The following is a 19,107-nucleotide window of genomic DNA, read 5'->3' on the forward strand; positions in this document are numbered from 1 at the left end:
CTTTAAAATATTTATAAATTACAGATTTAAAGCAAAACTTATTAAACTTAAGATTATTTTAATATCACTTATTATTAGCTATTTCATCAGCTAGATTATTTAAATATTCCCATCTTTCATATTTGTATTCAAGTTCTTTTTCTAGTTTAGATTTCTCATCTAAAATTTCTTGGAGTTTAGTAAAATCAGTTGAAAATTTTGCAGTACTTTCATCAAGTGTTGCAATTTTAGATTCGAGTTTTTCTATATCAGAGTCAATATTTTCAAACTCCCTTTGTTCATTATATGAGAACTTAAGCTTTTTATCATTTTTAGGTTTTTCTTTTTTTAGGGTAGTAGAGTCATCTTTTTTAACTGATTCCCTTTTAGATTCTTCAAATTCAATTCCTTGAATCTCTCTATAAATAAGATAATCACTGTAATTACCTGTATAGATATGAATTTTTCCATTACCTTCATATGCAAATATTTTATTACAAATTCTATCTAAGAAATATCTATCATGTGATACTGTAACTACTACACCTTTAAATTCGTCTAGGTATTCTTCTAATATTTTAAGCGTTTCAATATCTAAATCATTTGTAGGTTCATCTAAAAGAAGCACATTAGGAGCTGTCATAAGGATTTTAAGAAGATGTAGTCTTCTTCTTTCACCACCAGATAATTTACCTATCAAAGTATATTGCATAGTACCATTGAAAAGGAATCTTTCACACATTTGAGAAGCTGTAATCCTAGTACCATCTGAAGTTTCTATATAGTCACTAGCTTCTTTTACATAGTCTATAGCCCTCATATCAATATTCATATGAGAGTCGTCTTGAGAAAAACAACCTATTTTAACCGTTTCTCCAATTGAAATATATCCACTATCAGGCTCTATTTCTCCATTAAGTATATTTATAAGGGTAGATTTACCCATACCATTTTTGCCTATTATACCAATTCTATCTGTACGAGTTAAAGTGTATTCTAAATTATCTATAACAGTATTTTCTTCAAATGATTTAGATATATTGTGTATTTCTATTATTTTATTTCCAAGTCTACTTGATGCAACAGATATATCAAGATTTTCATCAGGTTTAAAAGAATCTCTATTTATAAGTTCATCAAATCTTTGTAAACGAGCTTTTTGTTTAGTGCTACGAGCCTGAGCTCCTCGTCTTACCCACGCAAGCTCTGTTCTTATTAAATTTTGTCTTTTATCTTCAATACTTGCTTCTAGCGAAAGTCTTTCCATTTTCTTTTCCAAAAATATTGAATAATTCCCATCATAACTGAATAATCTACCCTTGTCCAGTTCAATAATTCTATTTGTAACACGGTCTAAAAAGTATCTATCATGAGTTATCATAAGCAATGAACCTTTTCTGGAATTAAGATATTCCTCAAGCCAATCTATAGTATCATTGTCTAGATGGTTTGTAGGCTCATCTAGTATCAAAAACTCACAAGGTGTAATAAGGGCTGATGCCAGAGAGACTCTCTTTCTTTGCCCACCAGAAAGTTCTGCTATTTTTTGATTAAAGTCATTTATACCAAGCTTTGTAAGTACTGACTTAGCTTCACTTTCTAAATCCCAAAGATTTAAGGCATCTATTTTTTCGTGTACTGATAATAATTTTTTATTTAATTCCTCTGTAAAGTTTGAATTAAGTTTTTCTAGGATTTCTTGATATTCACCAAGTAGCTTTAATTCTTCAGAAGTTCCATTAAATACTTGTTCAAGTACAGTTGAATTTTCATTGTAAGTTGGATTTTGAGGTAGATATTCTATCCTAATACCATTAGTTTTTGTTATATTACCAGTCTCACTTTCTTCAACTCCTGCAATAATTTTGAGTAAGGTAGATTTACCAGTGCCATTTACACCAATAAGTCCTATTTTTTCCCCTTCATTTATTCCAAGAGATATATTTTCTAGTAATTTTTTTTCAGAATAGCTTTTACTTATATTTTCCAATGTCATTAAATTCATATAATTCACCTTTATTTCTAATCTATTATTTTTCAAAATGTTGATAATCTGGGTTTTTCCAATAGCCACCCCAACTCCAACCTCTGCTTACAAAAGCATTATAACAATCATCACCTTTTTTTATCATTCCAAATTTTGTGCTAGACCTATCAGCATAAACTGTACTTACTTTAGGTGTAACATCATTTCCAGAAACTTGAGGATTCTGTAATGGGTTTATATCTATAGCACGTCCTTTACCATGATTTGAAACTACATTTGTACCAGCTATAGTTCTATAACAAAATGATGAGGTATTATTATCAGACATAGATTTTTCATCTACAGCATCATAGTCATCTATTAACTTAATTTTTTCAATTGGATATTTTTTTTCGTATAATTCCTTAAAAATATCCACTACTTCTGGAGCTAGTTCACTGTTTACTATCATTTCTCCTTGATGAGTTTTTTCATCAAATCCATAATATGTAAGTTTTAAATAAGATAGACTATCAAAGCTTATAGGTTCATCAGTAGGCATAGATTTACCAATCATTTTATTTTTTATATTATCTGGTATTGAAGAATATGAAAAAGTAGGCTTGATATTATTATCTTCCTGCTTTTTGGTAGAGCTTTGATTATTTTTAGAATCATCTGTTGTATTATTTTTATTTTGCATAGTTTCTTGACTCTTTATATTACCTTTTTTGTTGGGATTAGAGAACAGTATCTCATATATAGATAATAAAGCAAGAAATAATACAGTTATTACAATCGTTAATTTTAATTTATTAATTTTTCTTCGTTTTGACTTTTTACTCATATTATCCCCCAGTATTAGATTCATATAAACTATATATATTATACCTCATAAAAATAAACTAGGCTAACAATATTTAGTTAACCTAGAACATTTCATTTATAGTTTCTCCAATTATTTTTATTCCAATTTCAATGTCTTCAAAAGACAACCTAGAAAATCCGAGTCTTAAAGTATCAAAACCAGAGTTATCTGTAAAAAATAAGTCTCCAGGCATAAATATAACATTTTTTTCATAACATTTTTCTAATAAAACTCTAGTATCTATATTTTTTAGTTTTATAAATATATGCAAACCACCATCACCCAAGATATATTCTGTTTTTATATATTTTTTTATACATTTATATGCAAAGTTAAATTTGTCTCCATAGAATTTACGTATTTTTTTAATGTATTTTTCAAAACCTCCATTACTTAAATAATCAAATAAAATTCCTTGGTCTAAAAAGGATACATGTATGTTTCTGCACCTTTTTACACTTTCTAGCTTATTGATTACTTTTTTATCTGCAAATATCCATCCAATTCTCATTCCAGGAAATAAAATCTTTGAAAAACTACCAATATATACGACCCCATTATTCATATTATCTAGGGAACAGATAGGAAATATATGAGAACTATTGTAGAGTAATTCTTCATTAAATCCATCTTCTATAGTTGCTATATTGTATTTTTTCATAAGATTATAGAATTTGTACCTATTTTCAGGAGTCATTACAATTCCTGTAGGATTGTGATAAGAGGGTGTAATGTATGCAAACTTTATTTTATTTTTATACTTAACTAAATTGTCTTCTAGCATATTGAAGTCCAAACCATCTTCATTTATATCTACACCTAAGATATTGAGGTTATGAGATTTCATAATTTTTATAGCAGTATTATGAGTAGGATTTTCACATATTATGTAGTCTTTTTCTTGGGTAAAAGATGACATAATAATATCAAAGCCTTCTGTGAATCCATTTGTTATTAGTATATCTTTATTACTTATATCAGCACCCTTGTTTGTCATATATTCTAGTAAATAGTCAATAAGTGGCTTATAACCTTGTGCATATCCATAGTTGAGTAATTTATGTCCTTCTAGTGAAATTCTATTTAAAAAGGATTTTTTTAATTCTTCCATGTCGAATAAATCTCCATCTGGAGAAATACTTTTAAAGGAAATCAGGTCAGAGCTCCAAGGAATTTCACTTTTTATAATGTCCAATTCATTGGCTTTTTTAGAGTATGTATTCTCTAAACAATCCCAGTTTAATGACCATGTAGTATTTGAAGACTTATTCTTTGATTTAACAAATGTACCTTTTCCTGAAATAGAGTAGATTAATCCTTCTGATTTTAATTCTTCATAAGTTAAAACTACAGAATTTCGGCTAACTTGTAAAAGCTGACTAAGCTCCCTTGTAGAAGGGAGCTTACTATTGTCTGGAATTAGTCCTTTTGATATCATATCACTTATATAATTTTTAAGTTGTATATAAATTGGTTCATTATCATTTAATTTTAGATTTGAAAATATCAAATTACCACCTCAAATTATTTCATCTAATTTAAAGAGTATTCTATAAGTTTATCTAATAGTTCACTGTACTTAATACCTCTAGCAGCAGCACTTCTAGGAATTAAACTAGTTTGAGTCATTCCAGGAAGAGTATTTAGTTCAAGAACATATGGAATACCTTCACTTATAATCATATCAACTCTTACATATGCTTTGCAATTAAAAATTTTCCAACAAGTCTCAGAAATTTCGTTTACTCTTTTTTGAAGTTCTTCATCTAAGTAAACAACTTCTTCCTTTGCACCTTTTTCAACTGAGTATTTAGCTTCATAATCAAAGAATCCTGAATCAGATTTTATAGATATTGTAGGGAATACTTCTCCATTTAATATGAATGAAGTATATTCTCCACCTGGTATATATTTTTCAATCATTACAAATTCATCAACTTCCAGACCTTTTCTAACTGCTTCTTCAACTTCATCCTTAGAATGAATAAAGAATGTGGCTACACTTGAACCTCCTGAGTTTGGTTTTATAAATACTGGATAACCTATATTATCTATTTCATCATAGTCTATTTCATCAACTGATTTTACTAAAACCCATGGAGCAGTAGGTAGGTTTGAATCTCTAAGCATTTTTTTAGTTATATTTTTATCCATACACATCCCACTGCAAAGAGGTCCACATCCAGAGTATGGTATATCCATAGTCTCAAGTATTGATTGTATACATCCATCTTCACCAAATTTTCCATGTAAAGCAAGTATTGCAAAATCTATATCTTCTGGTATCTTTGTAAATATATCTTTTTTATCATCTATTATTACTTTTACAACTTCATATTTATTTTTATCAAGGTTATTATATATCTCTTTTCCTGAATTTAAAGAAACTTCTCTCTCTGATGATATTCCACCCATTATAACTGCTATTTTCATATTATACACTCCTATTTTAATTTTTATTATTTTAAAGTAAACTTTTTATTTACATACTTAATTATATGAATTAACAGTTGAGGATGAAAGTACCACTATATACGAAGTTTATATTATGTGTGGTTTTAGAATAATAATCTAGTTTAAAGATATGTTTAAATGATTTTTTAACTTTATTTATGTTATTATTTTTGCTAAAATTATTGTTATGAACTTAAGACTAGTCTTAATGGCTATAAATCAAGGAGTGATAAATTTTGAAAGCTGAAATAATAAGTGTAGGAACAGAAATATTATTGGGAGATATAGTAAATACAAATTCTCAATTTTTAGCTAAAGAACTTGCATCATTGGGAATAGAAGTATACCATCAGAGTACTGTTGGAGATAACAAACAAAGACTTTTAGAATGTTTTGATGAAAGCTTAAAGAGAAGTGATTTTGTAATTACTACAGGTGGTCTTGGGCCAACTGGTGATGATATGACAAAAGAAACTGCTGCAGAATACTTTGGTCAGAAATTAGAACTACATAAACCTTCACTAGAGGTTTTGGAATCTTTCTTTGTTAAAACAGGGAAAAAAATGGCCGAAAATAATATGAAACAAGTGTACTTTCCAAAAGATGCTATAGTACTAAAAAATAATAATGGTACAGCTCCAGGGGCAATTTTAAAAAAAGATGGTAAATTTATAATAGTATTGCCTGGACCTCCAAGAGAAATGAAAGCTATGTTTAATGAGAGTGTCAAACCTTACTTACAACAATTCACAAATGAAATGCTAGTATCTAAGACTTTAAGATTATATGGAATAGGTGAGTCAAATCTAGAATTAGAAATTCTCGATATAATTAATGAGCAGACTAATCCAACAGTTGCTTTATATGCAAAAGAATTAGAAGTTACAATAAGAATAACTGCAAAGGCTGAAAATGAAAGAGAAGCTTTTAAATTAATAAAACCAGTAGAAGAAAAAATAAAAAGTAGAGTTGGTAAATATGTATATACTGAAGGAGATATTTCCATATCTGAAGGGGAGACTGCTTTAGAAGATGCTGTTTCTAAGCTACTTGTAGAAAAAAATCTAACAATAGCAGTGGCTGAATCTTGTACTGGAGGTTTGGTTTCTTCATCTCTTATAAACTATCCAGGTATATCCTCTGTATTTCTTGAAGGTTGTGTAACATATTCTAATGATTCTAAAATGAAAAGATTAGGAGTAAAAAGAGAAACTTTGGAAGAGTTTGGAGCAGTAAGTGAGCAAACAGCTATAGAAATGGCTGAGGGCGTTGCTAAAGGACTTAAAGCTAATATAGGTATATCTACAACTGGAGTAGCTGGACCTGGTGGAGGAACCAAAGAGAAGCCTGTGGGACTGGTTTATACTGCAATATATATAAATGGAAAAACAATAGTAAAGAAAAATATATTTAATGGGGATAGAAGAAAGATAAGATTAAGAGCTACTAGAGATTTGCTTAATGAGTTGAGAATACAATTAGAAAAGCTTTAAGTTATTTTGATTAAAGTATTAGTAAAATATAAAATTGTTTTTGGAGGCTTTTAATTTATGATAAAACATATATTTTGTGATTTAGATGGAACTCTATATGAAAATGGAACCATAACAAAAGAAGATATAGTAGCAATTGAAGAAATAGAAAAAAAGGGAGTACAGTTTAATGTTGCTACAGGTAGAATTTTTAAACAAGCACATAATATTATCAAAGATAGTTTAGATATGAATGGATATTATGTATGTGAAAATGGTTCATTTATATATGATAAAGATTATAATGTAATTTTTAAAAGAACGATAGATGATAATTTAGTAAAAAAAGTCATTGATAGATTTGAGTCAAGTGATGCACAACTTTATTTTAAATATAAGGGTGATGTAATTGTGGGTAGTGATACCACTGCTTTTAGACATTATTCTAGTGACTTTATAGTTGACCCAGATTTTGAAAAAAGAAGTAGTTTTGATAATCTTATAGGAAATATAGGCGTATGTTCTGAAAATTTGGAAGAGTTATCCAGAATAGAACTTTATCTAAAAAGTGAGTTTAGTGAAGTCTTAGAAATATATTTTTCTGGAACATATACTTTAAATATAGTTCCTAAAAGTGTGTCAAAAAGAGGAAGTATAGAGCATGTAATAAAAACGTTAAATGTAAGTCCAGATGAAGTTGCTACTATTGGGGATTCTCCAAATGATATTTGCATGTTAGAAGGATTTAAATATAGTTTTGCAATGTCTAAGGCAAGGGAAGATGTAAAGCAAAGTGCAAATTATGTAGTAGATAGTGTAAAAAGTGCCATAGATGTTATAATGGAGATAAATAGTTAGTATAAAAAATGACTGTCCTAGAGAAGTATAAAATTATATTCTATAGAGCAGTCATTTTAATTATATTCAATTATAAGTTTATATAAGTTTAAAAATTCTTAAGTTAACCGCAATTTGCTATATGATATGATTTTATTGTATTAGATAAAATAGAGTCAAGTATATAATTTATGACACTATTACAAGTATAAGCTGAAAATTTTAAATCATTCATATAATCAGTTTTCTTTTTGTAATCACTATAAAGTTTAGTAAAAAACTTCTCAAAACTACTATTTATAGTACCACATTTAATTTTAGATAAATCAACATCTTTTGCAAATGCTCCAAGTTCTCTTTCATAAGTAACATGTTTATTTAAGCTATGCTTAAACTCCCAACGTTCACTGTGAGCTACACAGAAAAAATCACATAAAAAATGACATATGACTCCTAGTTCCTGACTAAGTCTACTTACTGAAAAGTATTTAGAAAGACTATCTATATTAAGACTGCATAGATAGTTTATTTTAGAAACAATCATATTAAATGACTCATCTAAATAATGTTTTTTTAATTTATATTTAGAAAAAGCATCAGGCTTTATATTGCCATATATAAAATTTTTTTCGCTTATAAAGAATGTTTTATTTTCATCTATATTATCAAGTATTGATTTTGCCATAATAAAATGGGTATTCATTAACATATTTACACCTCGTATAGTTTATTAGACTTATTAAATATATTATTATGATATGATATTTATGATAAAAGTTTAATGGTAAATATATGAAACTAAGTCAACAGTATTTATTTAAATAATTTCAACCATATTCATAATAACAGTAAATGGCCAAATTTACAATATGTAAATAGTGTTAAGTTTTTATTTATCAAATTTAAAATTAAGTATTAGTATACTTTCTAATTAACCTATTGGCTTTAGACTGTGAGATTTCAAGGTGTTTGGCTACTTTATAAGAACTACCAAATTTTTCATAAGCATCCAAAATTATATTTTTTTCATACTCTTTAATTAAAGTGTCAAAATTTTTATTTTTATAATTAGTAGATTTTGAGTCAGATATAATAACCTTATTAATTTGGGATATATGTGTTTTATTTCCATTATTGGTAATATGTATATTTTTTGTAAGAATGTTTGGTAAGTCATCTATTGTTATATGATTATCTGTACAAGTAAGCAAGATTTTTTGAATTATATTTTGTAATTCTCTTATATTGCCTGGGAATCTATAATTTGCAATAGCATCCATAGCTTCTTTAGAAATAGTTTTATTTAGATTGAAGTCACTTGAGTACCTATTAAAATAATATTTTATAATTTCCACTAGATTATCCCTTCTTTCTCTAAGAGGAGGCAATTTTATTTCTATAACATTTAATCTATAGTATAAATCTTCTCTAAACTTTTTTTCTTTTACTTTTGAAACTAAATCAACATTTGTAGCAGATATAATTCTTATATCGACCTTTTTATTTTTTAAGCTCCCAACTGGAGTAAAAGTTCTATCCTGTATTAATTGCAAAAATTTTGCCTGTAGATTTTGTGGTATATCTCCTATTTCATCTAAAAAAAGAGTTCCTCCATTAGCTAATTCTACGAGCCCAACTTTACCTTTAGTACTTGCACCTGTAAAAGCACCTGAAGTATATCCAAAAAGTTCAGATTCAAGAAGTTGTGGAGATATAGTTGCACAATTTATTGTTATAAATGGGCCATTAGATCTATTGCTGTTGTGGTGTATATATCTAGCAAGTGAGCTTTTTCCTGTTCCAGATTCACCCAATAAAAGTACACTTACATCCGTTTTAGAAACATGATTTACTGTGTTTATGATTGGTCTCATAACTATTCCGTCCATAATTACAGTATCCTCAATTCTAAGTGCAGTTCTGTATAGTGTTTCTACTTCAGATTTATATTTTTTTACTTGCTTTTTTGTGTCTTCAAGTTTATTTTTTATATTATTAAGTTCAGTTATATCTCTACAATTTTCAACAGTAAATTCTAAGTTTCCATTTTCATCAAATATAGGGGTAGCAGTTATGATAAGCTTTTTCCCTGTTTGAGTATCTTGTTCCAGTGAAAATTTAGTCTTTGTTTTTAATACAATTGGTATGGGGCTTTTTGTTGAATATCCAGAGTCTTCTAAAAAAGAAACATTTTTTCCTAAAATATCTTCTTTTTTTAGACCATAATTTTCTTCAAATGCTTTATTACAATATATTATTATTCCTTTATCATCAGAAACACATATTTCATCATGGGAAGCTTCTAATATTTTTTGATAAAATTCCAAATCTAAATTCATTTTTATATTTTCCTCCTAAATTTTTAATGATATATTAAAATAGGTTTAATTGATTAATATACTTAAAATTTGATATTTATATATAAGTTTCAGTCTATTTTAACTTTAAATAAGTTATATATAACTCATTTTACAATTAAAATAAGTCTAAATCAACTTAAAGTAAGTGAAAAATAAATATAAAAAAATTGAAAATTTATTAGTATTATTGGAAAGACTAGGGTTTTAGAGTCGATATATATTGATTTAAGATGGCATAGTTTTTGCTTAAAAAGAAGAGTGTAAATTGACTAAATAAAAATAGAAGGGAATTTAAAATGGGAGAAAAAAGTAAAGGGTATGTATTTATAGCAATAGCAGGGTTATTATGGGCTACACTTGGATTATTTGGAAAGTTTTTAATGGGAAATGGACTGACATCAGAACAAGTAGCATTTACAAGATTGTTTTTTGGATTTATAGTTTTAGGCGTATATTCATCTATAAGGACACCACAAATCTTAAAGATAAGCAAAAAAGGAATTATATATTCAGTAATAATAGGTATTATATGTCAGGCAATGTTTAATTTATGTTATTTTAAAGCAATTGACATTGCGGGTGTATCAATTGCAGCAGTTTTACTATATACATCACCACTGTTTTTAGCAATATTTTCAAAAATATGTTATAAAGAAAATATTACTAGAAGCAAATTATTTTCACTTATTCTTTGTTTTATTGGTGCAATTATGGCAGTGACTGGTGGACGTTTGGATTTTCAAGGTTTAAACGCTTTTGGACTTTTACTTGGGGTATTATCAGCAATAGCATATGCACTTATGCCAACTATTAGTAAAAATGCTTTAAAGGAATTTTCAAGTTCAACAATATTAGTATACAGTTTCTTATTTGGAGCTATATTTATGATTCCTTCTTCAAGACCTTGGGAAATCTTAAATTATGCTAAGGATTTAGATGTTTTATCTTGTATGCTAATGTTAGGCATTGTTCCAGCTGCACTTGCATATATTTTTTATGCAGCAGGTATATCTAAAGGTGTAGAGTTGTCAGTTGCAGGTGTTGTGGCATCAGTAGAATTAGTTGGTTCAGTAATAATTGGTTGCACTATATTAGGAGAAAGTTTTTCCTTAGGGAAGTTATTTGGAGTGATGTTGATGTTAATATCTGCAGTAGTAGCACTTAATCTTTCTTATGATGAAATAAGAATATTTTATAAGTCCAACAAGTTAAAGCAGATTGAAAAAACTGAAAGTATTTAGAATTATATACTTAAAAAGGATTTATTGGTATACATTTTAGAGTCCAACAAAAATTATACCAAATTATATTTGGTATTAAAAAATAACTATTTATAAATTTTATAGAATAAAGTGGACAGTACAAATAAAATATAAGTAGATACAGTTTAGACTATCTATTTTTTATTATATATTGTATAAATGTACAAATTAATATTTTGTTTTGTAAATACTAAATAACTATAGAAAGGACTATATTTATATAACCATTTCTATAGTTATTATTTTGTATTAAACAAACTTACAGCCCTGATAAGAATTTCTAGCCTTTAAAGTATCATCAATTTGATTTAAAATTTCCCATTTTTTTAGGCTCCATATAGGACCTACTAGTTCATCCCTCTTACCATCACCAGTGAGTCTATGGATTATCATAGTTTCAGGAAGTATTTCTAATTGGTCACAGACAAGATTGATATATTCATCTTGTTCCATAAGAGTTAACATACCATTTTGTAACATCTTTTCCATAGGAGTATCTTTTATAACATGCAATAGATGGATTTTTATACCGTCTACACCCATTTTACCAACTGCCTTTGCTGTTTCCACCATCATATTATAATCTTCACCAGGAAGACCATTTATAATGTGTACGACAACCTTTATATTTTTAGACTTTAGTTTTTCAACACCTTCAACAAATGTTTTATAATCATGACCTCTATTTATAATTTTAGATGTAGAATCATGAATTGTTTGAAGTCCAAGTTCAACCCATAAATTGGTTCTTTTATTTAGTTCAGATAAGTATTCTACAACATCATCTGGCAAACAGTCAGGTCTTGTGGATATTGAAAGACCTATGACATCTTCAAGTTCTAATATAGTCTCATATTTTTCTTTTAAAACTTCAAGAGGAGCATACGTATTTGTATAGGCTTGAAAGTAGCCAATATACTTTGCATGAGGCCATTTTTTTAACATCATTTCTTTTATATTATAAAATTGACTGATAAGATTATCTTTAGGGTTTCCAGCAAAATCACCTGAGCCTTCTTTGCTACAATAGGTACATCCGCCATAACCAAGACTTCCATCAATGTTTGGGCAAGTAAATCCTGCATTTATAGATACCTTAAAAACTTTTTCTCCAAAAGTATTTCTAAGATAGTAATTCCAAGTATGATATCTTTTATTATCAAAAGCATATTTAAATTTATCCAAAAAATCACCTATTTCTAATAAAATTGTACGCTGAGCTTGTACAAAAAACATATTACCACAAATAGATAACTTAAACAAATTCTATTTTAAGTAATATAAAAATACAGCGAGAAAATAATTAATATTTTCTCGCTGTATTTCCAGAGAAAAATAGAACTAGTCCAAATAATATTATGAAAAAAGACATTATCGATACTATAAATCTAGATAAAAAAAGTGGAGATAATATAAGGCATATACCAAATAGAATCTTAACTATATTCCAAGTTGTAAATTTAGAATAAGGATTATTCTTACTATTTACAAGTGCTACTAGTTGATTAAAGATTAAATAAAATCCTAAAAATAATGAAAATATGCTTTGTATTTTTTGAGGAAATACAAAAAGTAATATACATGCAATTATTAGAACCCATTGGATATTAATAGAGGGTTTAATTTCTTCTTTAGTAGCATATCTTTTTAACTCATTAATATTTTTTAAATTTAAATATGCAAAGAATAAAAGTGCAATACCAAAAGTCCAAGAAATTAATTTTATACCTAATGTCTTAAATGTAAGGCATAATAATCCTAATATAATGAGTAATACTCCCATTAACATAAATTTAATAGCATTTTCTTTTTTATTAAAGTTATTAAAATCGATATTAAAATTTGTGTACATAAAATCACCTCCAAAATCGATAGAACAATTATAACAGAAATTCATATCCAAATAAAGCCTAGTGTATAAAAATTAAACTATACTTAGTAATTAATTAATAGGTTGTATCATAAACTTCTATTAATAGAATTATATAGAAGGAGGTTTGTCCATGACAAAATTATGGGCAATAATATTTGCATTATTAGCAGGTGGTTCTACAGCTCTTGAAGCTTTTATAAATGGAGAGCTAGGAAAAAGTACAACAGCATTAGTGGCCACCTTTATAAGCTTAACTGTAGGAGCAATATTTTTTTTGGCAAGTATAATAGTTACAGGTGACTTAAAGTGTCTAGTATCTATAAATGGTTTTAATTATAAGTTGTTATTAGGAGGAGTATTTGGAGGTCTAATAATATATTTTACAGTAAAGGCAATTCCAAATTTAGGAGTATCAAATACACTTATATTAACTCTTGTATCCCAAGTTTTAGTTGGATTTTTTATTGATAGCGTAATTTTGGGACAAGAAACAATGCATTTATACAAATACATAGGGGTTATACTTTTAATATTAGGGACATTCTTTATAGTGAATTAACAATTTAATATAATTTGCTATGCAACTCAAAAATTTGGTATAATTATGTTAATAAAACAAAGTTAGATGAAAGAGGTGTTAAAATTGGCTGATGAAAAATTTGTAATGTCATTTAGTGGTGGTAAGGATAGTATATTAGCATTAAATCGAATGTTGAAAAAAGGATATAAGCCTGTGGCACTCTTGACAACTATAAGTGAAGAACATGGAAAGTCATGGACACATAATTTAGAATATAATATGCTTAAGCAAGTAAGTAGCAACATAGGATTACCTTTATTAGTTGCTGAGTGTGGCGTAGAAGGATATGAAGAGAGCTTTGAGAGGGCTTTAATAAAAGCTAAAAACATGGGAGCAACGATATGTGCATATGGAGATATAGATATAGAAAGTCATAGAAAATGGGATACTGATAGATGTGAAGCAGTTGGTATGAAAGTAGATTTACCATTATGGCAAGAGAGTAGAGAGGATTTAGTATATGAATTTATAGACAGTGGATTTTGTAGTGTTGTAACAAAAGTAAACTTAAAGCACTTAGGAGAGGAATTTTTAGGAAAAAAATTAACTAGAGAACTTGTGGAGAATATAAAAAATGCTGGTGCAGACCCATGTGGAGAACATGGAGAGTATCATACATTTGTCGTAGATGGTCCAATATTTAAAAAACCTGTAGAATATGAAGTAAAAGGAACTTTAATAAAAGATGGCTATGGATATTTAGAAATAAAATAATTACATAAATAAAATACCTATTATATAATCCTAATTTTTGCAAAGGTCTAATATTTGTAAGATTGTATAATAGGTATTTTTTATTTAGATATTTTCATATATTGTCACTCTTATCATCTAAGCAACCTTATTTAGATTAGAGTCTAATGTAGAAAAATTCTTTTTTAGAAAAGCTAATGATAAAATAAGACATATAAACTCAGAAACAATAGTAGTCATCCATATTCCTTGTCCACCAAATATTAGTATCATTGAAATTAGACTTAAAACAACTATTACAAGCCCTCTACCAAGAGATATAACAGTAGAAATTGATGGTTTTTCTACTGATACAAAGAATCCAGAAATTATTACATTAATTCCTACCAATAAGAAAGATATAGAGAATATTTTAAATACACGAACTCCTTCATTGAATAGCATTGTTTCTTCTGGATGTATAAATAAAGAGACTATTGGTCCTGAAAAAGCCATACAAATTACAAATACAGCAACTGATGCTATTATTGTGGCTTTTATCCCCATTTTTAATAATTTTTTTACATTATCTATATTTCCTGCACCATAATAAAAGCTAGTAAGTGGTTGCATACCTTGAGTTATACCCATCATAGTCATAAGTACTAATGTATTTATATAATTTATGACACTATAATAAATAAGAGCATTTTCTCCAATATATTTAGTAAGACTTAAGTTAAAAAGTAAAACAACTATACCACAACTTAATTCAGTAGTTGAATCAGGAAAACCTATAAATACAATTTTTCTAAGTGTCTTAAAATCAATTCTAAATTTTGAAAAATTCAAAGTAGAGTTTTTTCTTAAAAAATGTATTAAGAAGAAAATAGTAGAAAAGACTTGAGACAAACCAGTTGCAATACCAGCACCTTTTACACCCCATCCAAATTCAATTACAAACAAGTAATCAAGTATGATGTTTGTAAGAGCAGATATTATTACACCAACAGTAGCTAATATTGGAAAGCCATCAGTTTTTATTATAACTTCTAAAGAATAAGACACTATAAAGAATCCGTTAAAAAATATTATTATTCCTAAATAATCTTTAACCATACCAATTGTAGATTCTGTAGCTCCTAAAAATAGTGCTAATCTATCTAAATTAAAAAAAGTTATAGCTAATATAATTATTGATAATATAATTATTGATACTAAGTTAAATGAAAAGACTTCGTTAGCAGATTTAATATCTTTTTTCCCCAGATAGATTGCAATTATGGTAGATGCACCAGTTGAAAATAATAGAGAAACTGCAAATATAAAATTAATAAAAGGCATTGATATATTGACAGCAGCTAAAGCTAATTCTCCAACTCCTTTACTTACAAATATTCCATCAACCATTGTATATAGTGAGAAAACCCACATTGCAACTACAGATGGTGCTAGGTATTTAAAAAATCTTTTACCTAGACTCATGTTTTCGTTTATAGATATTTTTGTATCCATTTATTATCACTCCCTGTAAATCTATTATAAAATTACGAAACTATTAATTAATAATTTTATTTCTAATATAAATGATAAACTATGGTATAATACCAATGTCAACAACAAATAGTATATAATTATAAATTTTATTAAATAATAGTGATTTTAAGGGTCTTATAAATATATCTTATTTATATATTACTGACATTTAACTGACAAATAGGAAAAAGGTACTTTAAGTGACATTTAACTGACAAATGGAAAAAAAGCACTTTGAGTGACATTTAATTGACATAAAACTGAACATTATTTGAATAGTATTTTGCTTATATTTTCAGATGTTTCTTTATCCATTTCATCTAATAAGTGAGAATATCGAATATTTATTCATAGCTATTTTTATATCTGCATGTACTAATATTTTATAAATAGCTTTTATGTTAGTACCTGAAAGTAATATCAAAGTTGCATTTGCATGTATTAATTCATGTACTTTTATATCTCTAGGATTATTATCTCTTAATAGTTTTTTAAAATGAACAACAAAAGTTGGTTGAACTCACGGGTTGAATCTTTTATCTAAGCATATCAAATCAAATTCATTTTTCAATATACCCTGTAATTTCAACTTATTTTGTTTTAATTTTTCCCCTTTAAGCAAACTTATAAGTTCATCAGGAACAAATAATCTTCTTTTGAATCTAGGGGTTTTAGGGCCTTTGAAGATTATTTTATTGTATACATAAACTAATGTTTGATTTACATGTGAGATTTTTTATCAAGGTCTACATCTGACCATATAAGTGATACAGCTTCACCAAAACGTAATCCAAGAGTTAGCATCAAAAAAATTGGTATACCTATAGGAGTATTTTTTGATTTTTCTAATAATAATTGAGCTTTTTGTTTTGTATAAAGCTTAGAAGTTAAACTATTTTTTTGATTGGGGTTGTAACAAAATCACAAATATTTTCTGATATTTCTTTTAATCTATAAGATTCTTTCAATACTAATTTTATAAAATCGACTTGGTTTTTTGTTGAATTTAACATGTGCTCATTGTATATGTTATTTATATAAGACTGTAAAATAGAAGGTGTTATATCTATTAATTTCATATCTTTAAAGAAAACTTCAATTTGATTTTTAATCATATTTTTTCTATTTCTAATAGTATTAGGAGAAAAACTACATTCTCTATCTTTTATATATCTGTAACATCTTTCTACAAGTGTTACATTATTTGGAGCAACAAACTTATTATTGTTTATAGTGGGCTATTGGAAAATCGAATAATAATAACTTGGTATTCGAAACTTTTGATAAAGCAATAGAACTATATCCAAATGCAAAACCTATTTTTCATAGTGATATAGGATTTAGATTAGATGATGAAAGTTTTGAAGAGTATTTAGGAAGAGTATTTAGAAAGAGATGCAAAGGGATATAAGATTGTAAATAAAAATGGATTTTTTAGTGAATTTGATTTTTATAAAGCAGTAAATATATGTTTAAATATCTCAGTAGAAGATGCGATAAAATCATATAATATATTAGTTAAATCATTAGTAATGTTAGATAAAAGATTAGGTAAAAGGCGATTAAAAAATATATATGAAGATATAGAAAAAGAGAATAATTTAGTAAAGAAATTTTATAATATAAGAGTTGAATCAGAAAATATGATTTTAAAGAAAAATGCATAAAAAATACAACTAATACAGAAATAAATAAAGTAAAGTTCCATGGAAAACTGAGAAATTTAAAAAGAGTGTATATATTGAAATGTAGTAATTTCAATATATACACTCTTTTTTATTTTGAACTAATTCCTAAACGTCAATTTAGAGAGTAATTGAATTTTAAGTTTAGTTAAAATGAAAGTTATTTTTACTAAATATTATCTTTGTTGTATAGTTTTATTTATAATATAAAAAAAGTAACTCTATGCTAGGATTTATGACTAGAATTAGAATAAAAGTTCTAGCTTATAATATTTCATTTTTTATAAGTAAAGTTATGAGCAAAGATGAATCTATAGCAAAAATTAAAGAGTTAATATTTGGATGACTTATCCATAAACTAACCCTTAGGGGTGATTTGTTTTACTAAAATCAATTTACTTTATATGGGAATTAAACTTTAACTAGCACAATAGACTAAATAATCATGAAGTATTCGATTCGAAATACGTTGACTATATTAGATTTTTCTAAATTTTCTACAAATATATATTAAAAATATTTCTAATAATATATTCGAGAACATAATACAATTGGCAAATATTATATATGAACTCTCACTTTCAAATAGCTGATATTGCCAATTAGACCTTAATAATTCATCAATATACTCAACGAATAATCTGGATAATACAAAAGAAATAATTACAGCAAATATACCTATAATTACCATTTTAATACTAATCTTTATTTTTTTTTGATTCATTTATTCTCCACCATCTCTCTTTACTTTGTTTCTACAATATAACAATTATGACCTTATGATTTTATAATATTTTATTTATAATTTTGTCATTTTTGTATTTTCTTTACTTGTTCATATCATTATTATATACAATTTTCGCACAGATTTAAAAGTATTATAATCCACTTGTAGCTAAGAAAAGAACTCTAAATAATTAGTGTTCTTTTCTTATCAACTTACGAACCAGTTGGCAACATGAAATATTTCAACGACACGTCGCTTAAGCGAAGTAAATTTTTTATTTATTATCGTTACATAGCATTTGTAATTAGTTTTATAATTTAGTTAAAAACTTTGAGATGTGTCTTTAGATTATCTAAAGTATTTTTTAATATTTTAGATGTATCAATTTTATTTTTCTCTAAAAAGTGTACTAATCTGTATTTTCTTTGCTTTTCTAAGTGCATTAAATGAAGAAATATATATTATAAAATATATATTTCTTAATGGTGTTAGATATACATATATTATACAAGAGTTGGTCGTTGCCTTGACAATGCTCCTATGGAAGGATTTTGGGGAATTTTAAAGGTAGAAATGTACTATTTAAGGAAATTTGATACATATGAATAATTAGTTAAAGCAATAGATGATTATATATACTACTATAATAATTTTAGATATCAAAATAGATTAAATTCTATGTCTCCATTTGAATTTAGGAAATATTTAAGTACAGAGAGAGCATAATTTATTTTAAGTATCTCTAAAAAAATTAAATATCTAGGGTTTTATTTGACGTGCTCTTTTTTAGATAGTAAACTTTAAAATATAGATATTAATTATATGAATATAATAAA

General features: G+C 26.7%; 18 protein-coding genes and 2 pseudogenes. 9 read left to right on the forward strand and 11 right to left on the reverse strand.

The window, feature by feature from the left end; genetic code table 11:
* Positions 1-64 precede the first annotated feature (64 nt).
* From CDIF1296T_RS07420 to CDIF1296T_RS07435, 4 genes are all read right to left on the reverse strand, one after another.
* On the reverse strand, positions 65-1,984 hold the full coding sequence (locus CDIF1296T_RS07420; protein ID WP_021368593.1) for an ABC-F family ATP-binding cassette domain-containing protein: 1,920 nt from the start codon (positions 1,982-1,984) through the stop codon (positions 65-67).
* A gap of 25 nt (positions 1,985-2,009) precedes the next feature.
* Positions 2,010-2,792, reverse strand: coding sequence for a M15 family metallopeptidase (locus tag CDIF1296T_RS07425; RefSeq protein WP_009896313.1), 783 nt, complete (start codon positions 2,790-2,792; stop codon positions 2,010-2,012).
* An 82-nt stretch (positions 2,793-2,874) separates the two neighbouring features.
* Positions 2,875-4,323: a MocR-like transcriptional regulator DdlR gene (ddlR, locus tag CDIF1296T_RS07430; RefSeq protein ID WP_009896315.1), complete on the reverse strand. Its 1,449-nt coding sequence runs from the start codon at positions 4,321-4,323 to the stop codon at positions 2,875-2,877.
* 23 nt (positions 4,324-4,346) lie between these two features.
* Positions 4,347-5,246, reverse strand: coding sequence for a D-alanine--D-alanine ligase (locus CDIF1296T_RS07435; RefSeq protein ID WP_003429344.1), 900 nt, complete (start codon positions 5,244-5,246; stop codon positions 4,347-4,349).
* Positions 5,247-5,503: 257 nt separating this feature from the next.
* Here CDIF1296T_RS07435 and CDIF1296T_RS07440 point away from each other — a divergent pair, with 257 nt between their 5' ends.
* The gene (locus CDIF1296T_RS07440; RefSeq protein ID WP_003438532.1) at positions 5,504-6,760 is read left to right on the forward strand and encodes a competence/damage-inducible protein A; all 1,257 of its coding nucleotides are present in this window, start codon (positions 5,504-5,506) and stop codon (positions 6,758-6,760) included.
* A 57-nt stretch (positions 6,761-6,817) separates the two neighbouring features.
* Positions 6,818-7,597, forward strand: a complete 780-nt coding sequence (locus CDIF1296T_RS07445; protein ID WP_003438534.1) for a Cof-type HAD-IIB family hydrolase — start codon at positions 6,818-6,820, stop codon at positions 7,595-7,597.
* Between the two features lie 103 nt (positions 7,598-7,700).
* Here the strand turns inward: CDIF1296T_RS07445 and CDIF1296T_RS07450 are convergent, their stop codons facing one another.
* Together CDIF1296T_RS07450 and CDIF1296T_RS07455 are read right to left on the reverse strand one after the other, a co-directional pair.
* Positions 7,701-8,285, reverse strand: coding sequence for a zinc dependent phospholipase C family protein (locus CDIF1296T_RS07450; protein ID WP_003419819.1), 585 nt, complete (start codon positions 8,283-8,285; stop codon positions 7,701-7,703).
* Positions 8,286-8,484: 199 nt separating this feature from the next.
* Positions 8,485-9,915, reverse strand: a complete 1,431-nt coding sequence (locus CDIF1296T_RS07455; RefSeq protein ID WP_003438538.1) for a sigma-54 interaction domain-containing protein — start codon at positions 9,913-9,915, stop codon at positions 8,485-8,487.
* Positions 9,916-10,232: 317 nt separating this feature from the next.
* Between CDIF1296T_RS07455 and CDIF1296T_RS07460 the strand changes: the two genes are divergently transcribed.
* On the forward strand, positions 10,233-11,177 hold the full coding sequence (locus tag CDIF1296T_RS07460; RefSeq protein ID WP_003438541.1) for a DMT family transporter: 945 nt from the start codon (positions 10,233-10,235) through the stop codon (positions 11,175-11,177).
* Between the two features lie 270 nt (positions 11,178-11,447).
* Here CDIF1296T_RS07460 and mnmL read toward each other — a convergent pair whose 3' ends face one another.
* Entirely contained in the window at positions 11,448-12,383 is a 936-nt protein-coding gene (gene mnmL / locus CDIF1296T_RS07465) for a tRNA modification radical SAM protein MnmL/YtqA (RefSeq protein WP_021368595.1), read from the reverse strand.
* 118 nt (positions 12,384-12,501) lie between these two features.
* Positions 12,502-13,050, reverse strand: coding sequence for a DUF308 domain-containing protein (locus tag CDIF1296T_RS07470; RefSeq protein WP_011861206.1), 549 nt, complete (start codon positions 13,048-13,050; stop codon positions 12,502-12,504).
* Between the two features lie 151 nt (positions 13,051-13,201).
* Between CDIF1296T_RS07470 and CDIF1296T_RS07475 the strand changes: the two genes are divergently transcribed.
* Positions 13,202-13,630: a DMT family transporter gene (locus CDIF1296T_RS07475; protein ID WP_003429356.1), complete on the forward strand. Its 429-nt coding sequence runs from the start codon at positions 13,202-13,204 to the stop codon at positions 13,628-13,630.
* Between the two features lie 66 nt (positions 13,631-13,696).
* Positions 13,697-14,365 (forward strand): Dph6-related ATP pyrophosphatase, encoded by a 669-nt coding sequence (locus tag CDIF1296T_RS07480; RefSeq protein WP_032509252.1) that lies wholly within the window; start codon positions 13,697-13,699, stop codon positions 14,363-14,365.
* Positions 14,366-14,482: 117 nt separating this feature from the next.
* Here the strand turns inward: CDIF1296T_RS07480 and CDIF1296T_RS07485 are convergent, their stop codons facing one another.
* On the reverse strand, positions 14,483-15,838 hold the full coding sequence (locus CDIF1296T_RS07485) for an MATE family efflux transporter (RefSeq protein WP_009896324.1): 1,356 nt from the start codon (positions 15,836-15,838) through the stop codon (positions 14,483-14,485).
* A gap of 908 nt (positions 15,839-16,746) precedes the next feature.
* A complete protein-coding gene (locus CDIF1296T_RS19520) occupies positions 16,747-17,091 on the reverse strand; it encodes an N-terminal phage integrase SAM-like domain-containing protein (protein WP_198012736.1) in 345 nt (114 codons plus the stop codon).
* 32 nt (positions 17,092-17,123) lie between these two features.
* On the opposite strand from CDIF1296T_RS19520, the gene CDIF1296T_RS19525 reads away from it, so the two are divergent.
* The 3 genes and pseudogenes from CDIF1296T_RS19525 to CDIF1296T_RS20205 all read left to right on the forward strand — a co-directional run.
* Positions 17,124-17,270 (forward strand): hypothetical protein, encoded by a 147-nt coding sequence (locus CDIF1296T_RS19525; RefSeq protein WP_009896328.1) that lies wholly within the window; start codon positions 17,124-17,126, stop codon positions 17,268-17,270.
* A gap of 55 nt (positions 17,271-17,325) precedes the next feature.
* Positions 17,326-17,526, forward strand: a complete 201-nt coding sequence (locus CDIF1296T_RS20200; RefSeq protein WP_423778051.1) for a hypothetical protein — start codon at positions 17,326-17,328, stop codon at positions 17,524-17,526.
* A 229-nt stretch (positions 17,527-17,755) separates the two neighbouring features.
* A pseudogene (locus tag CDIF1296T_RS20205) lies at positions 17,756-17,890 on the forward strand (IS982 family transposase); the annotation flags it as partial.
* 132 nt (positions 17,891-18,022) lie between these two features.
* Here CDIF1296T_RS20205 and CDIF1296T_RS07500 read toward each other — a convergent pair.
* Complete coding sequence (locus tag CDIF1296T_RS07500; RefSeq protein ID WP_009896331.1) at positions 18,023-18,268, reverse strand: hypothetical protein; 246 nt, start codon at positions 18,266-18,268, stop codon at positions 18,023-18,025.
* 510 nt (positions 18,269-18,778) lie between these two features.
* Between CDIF1296T_RS07500 and CDIF1296T_RS20145 the strand changes: the two are divergent.
* Positions 18,779-18,997: pseudogene (locus CDIF1296T_RS20145) on the forward strand (IS3 family transposase); the annotation flags it as partial.
* Positions 18,998-19,107: the final 110 nt, after the last annotated feature.

Source organism: Clostridioides difficile ATCC 9689 = DSM 1296, assembly GCF_001077535.1.
Taxonomy (GTDB): domain Bacteria; phylum Bacillota; class Clostridia; order Peptostreptococcales; family Peptostreptococcaceae; genus Clostridioides; species Clostridioides difficile.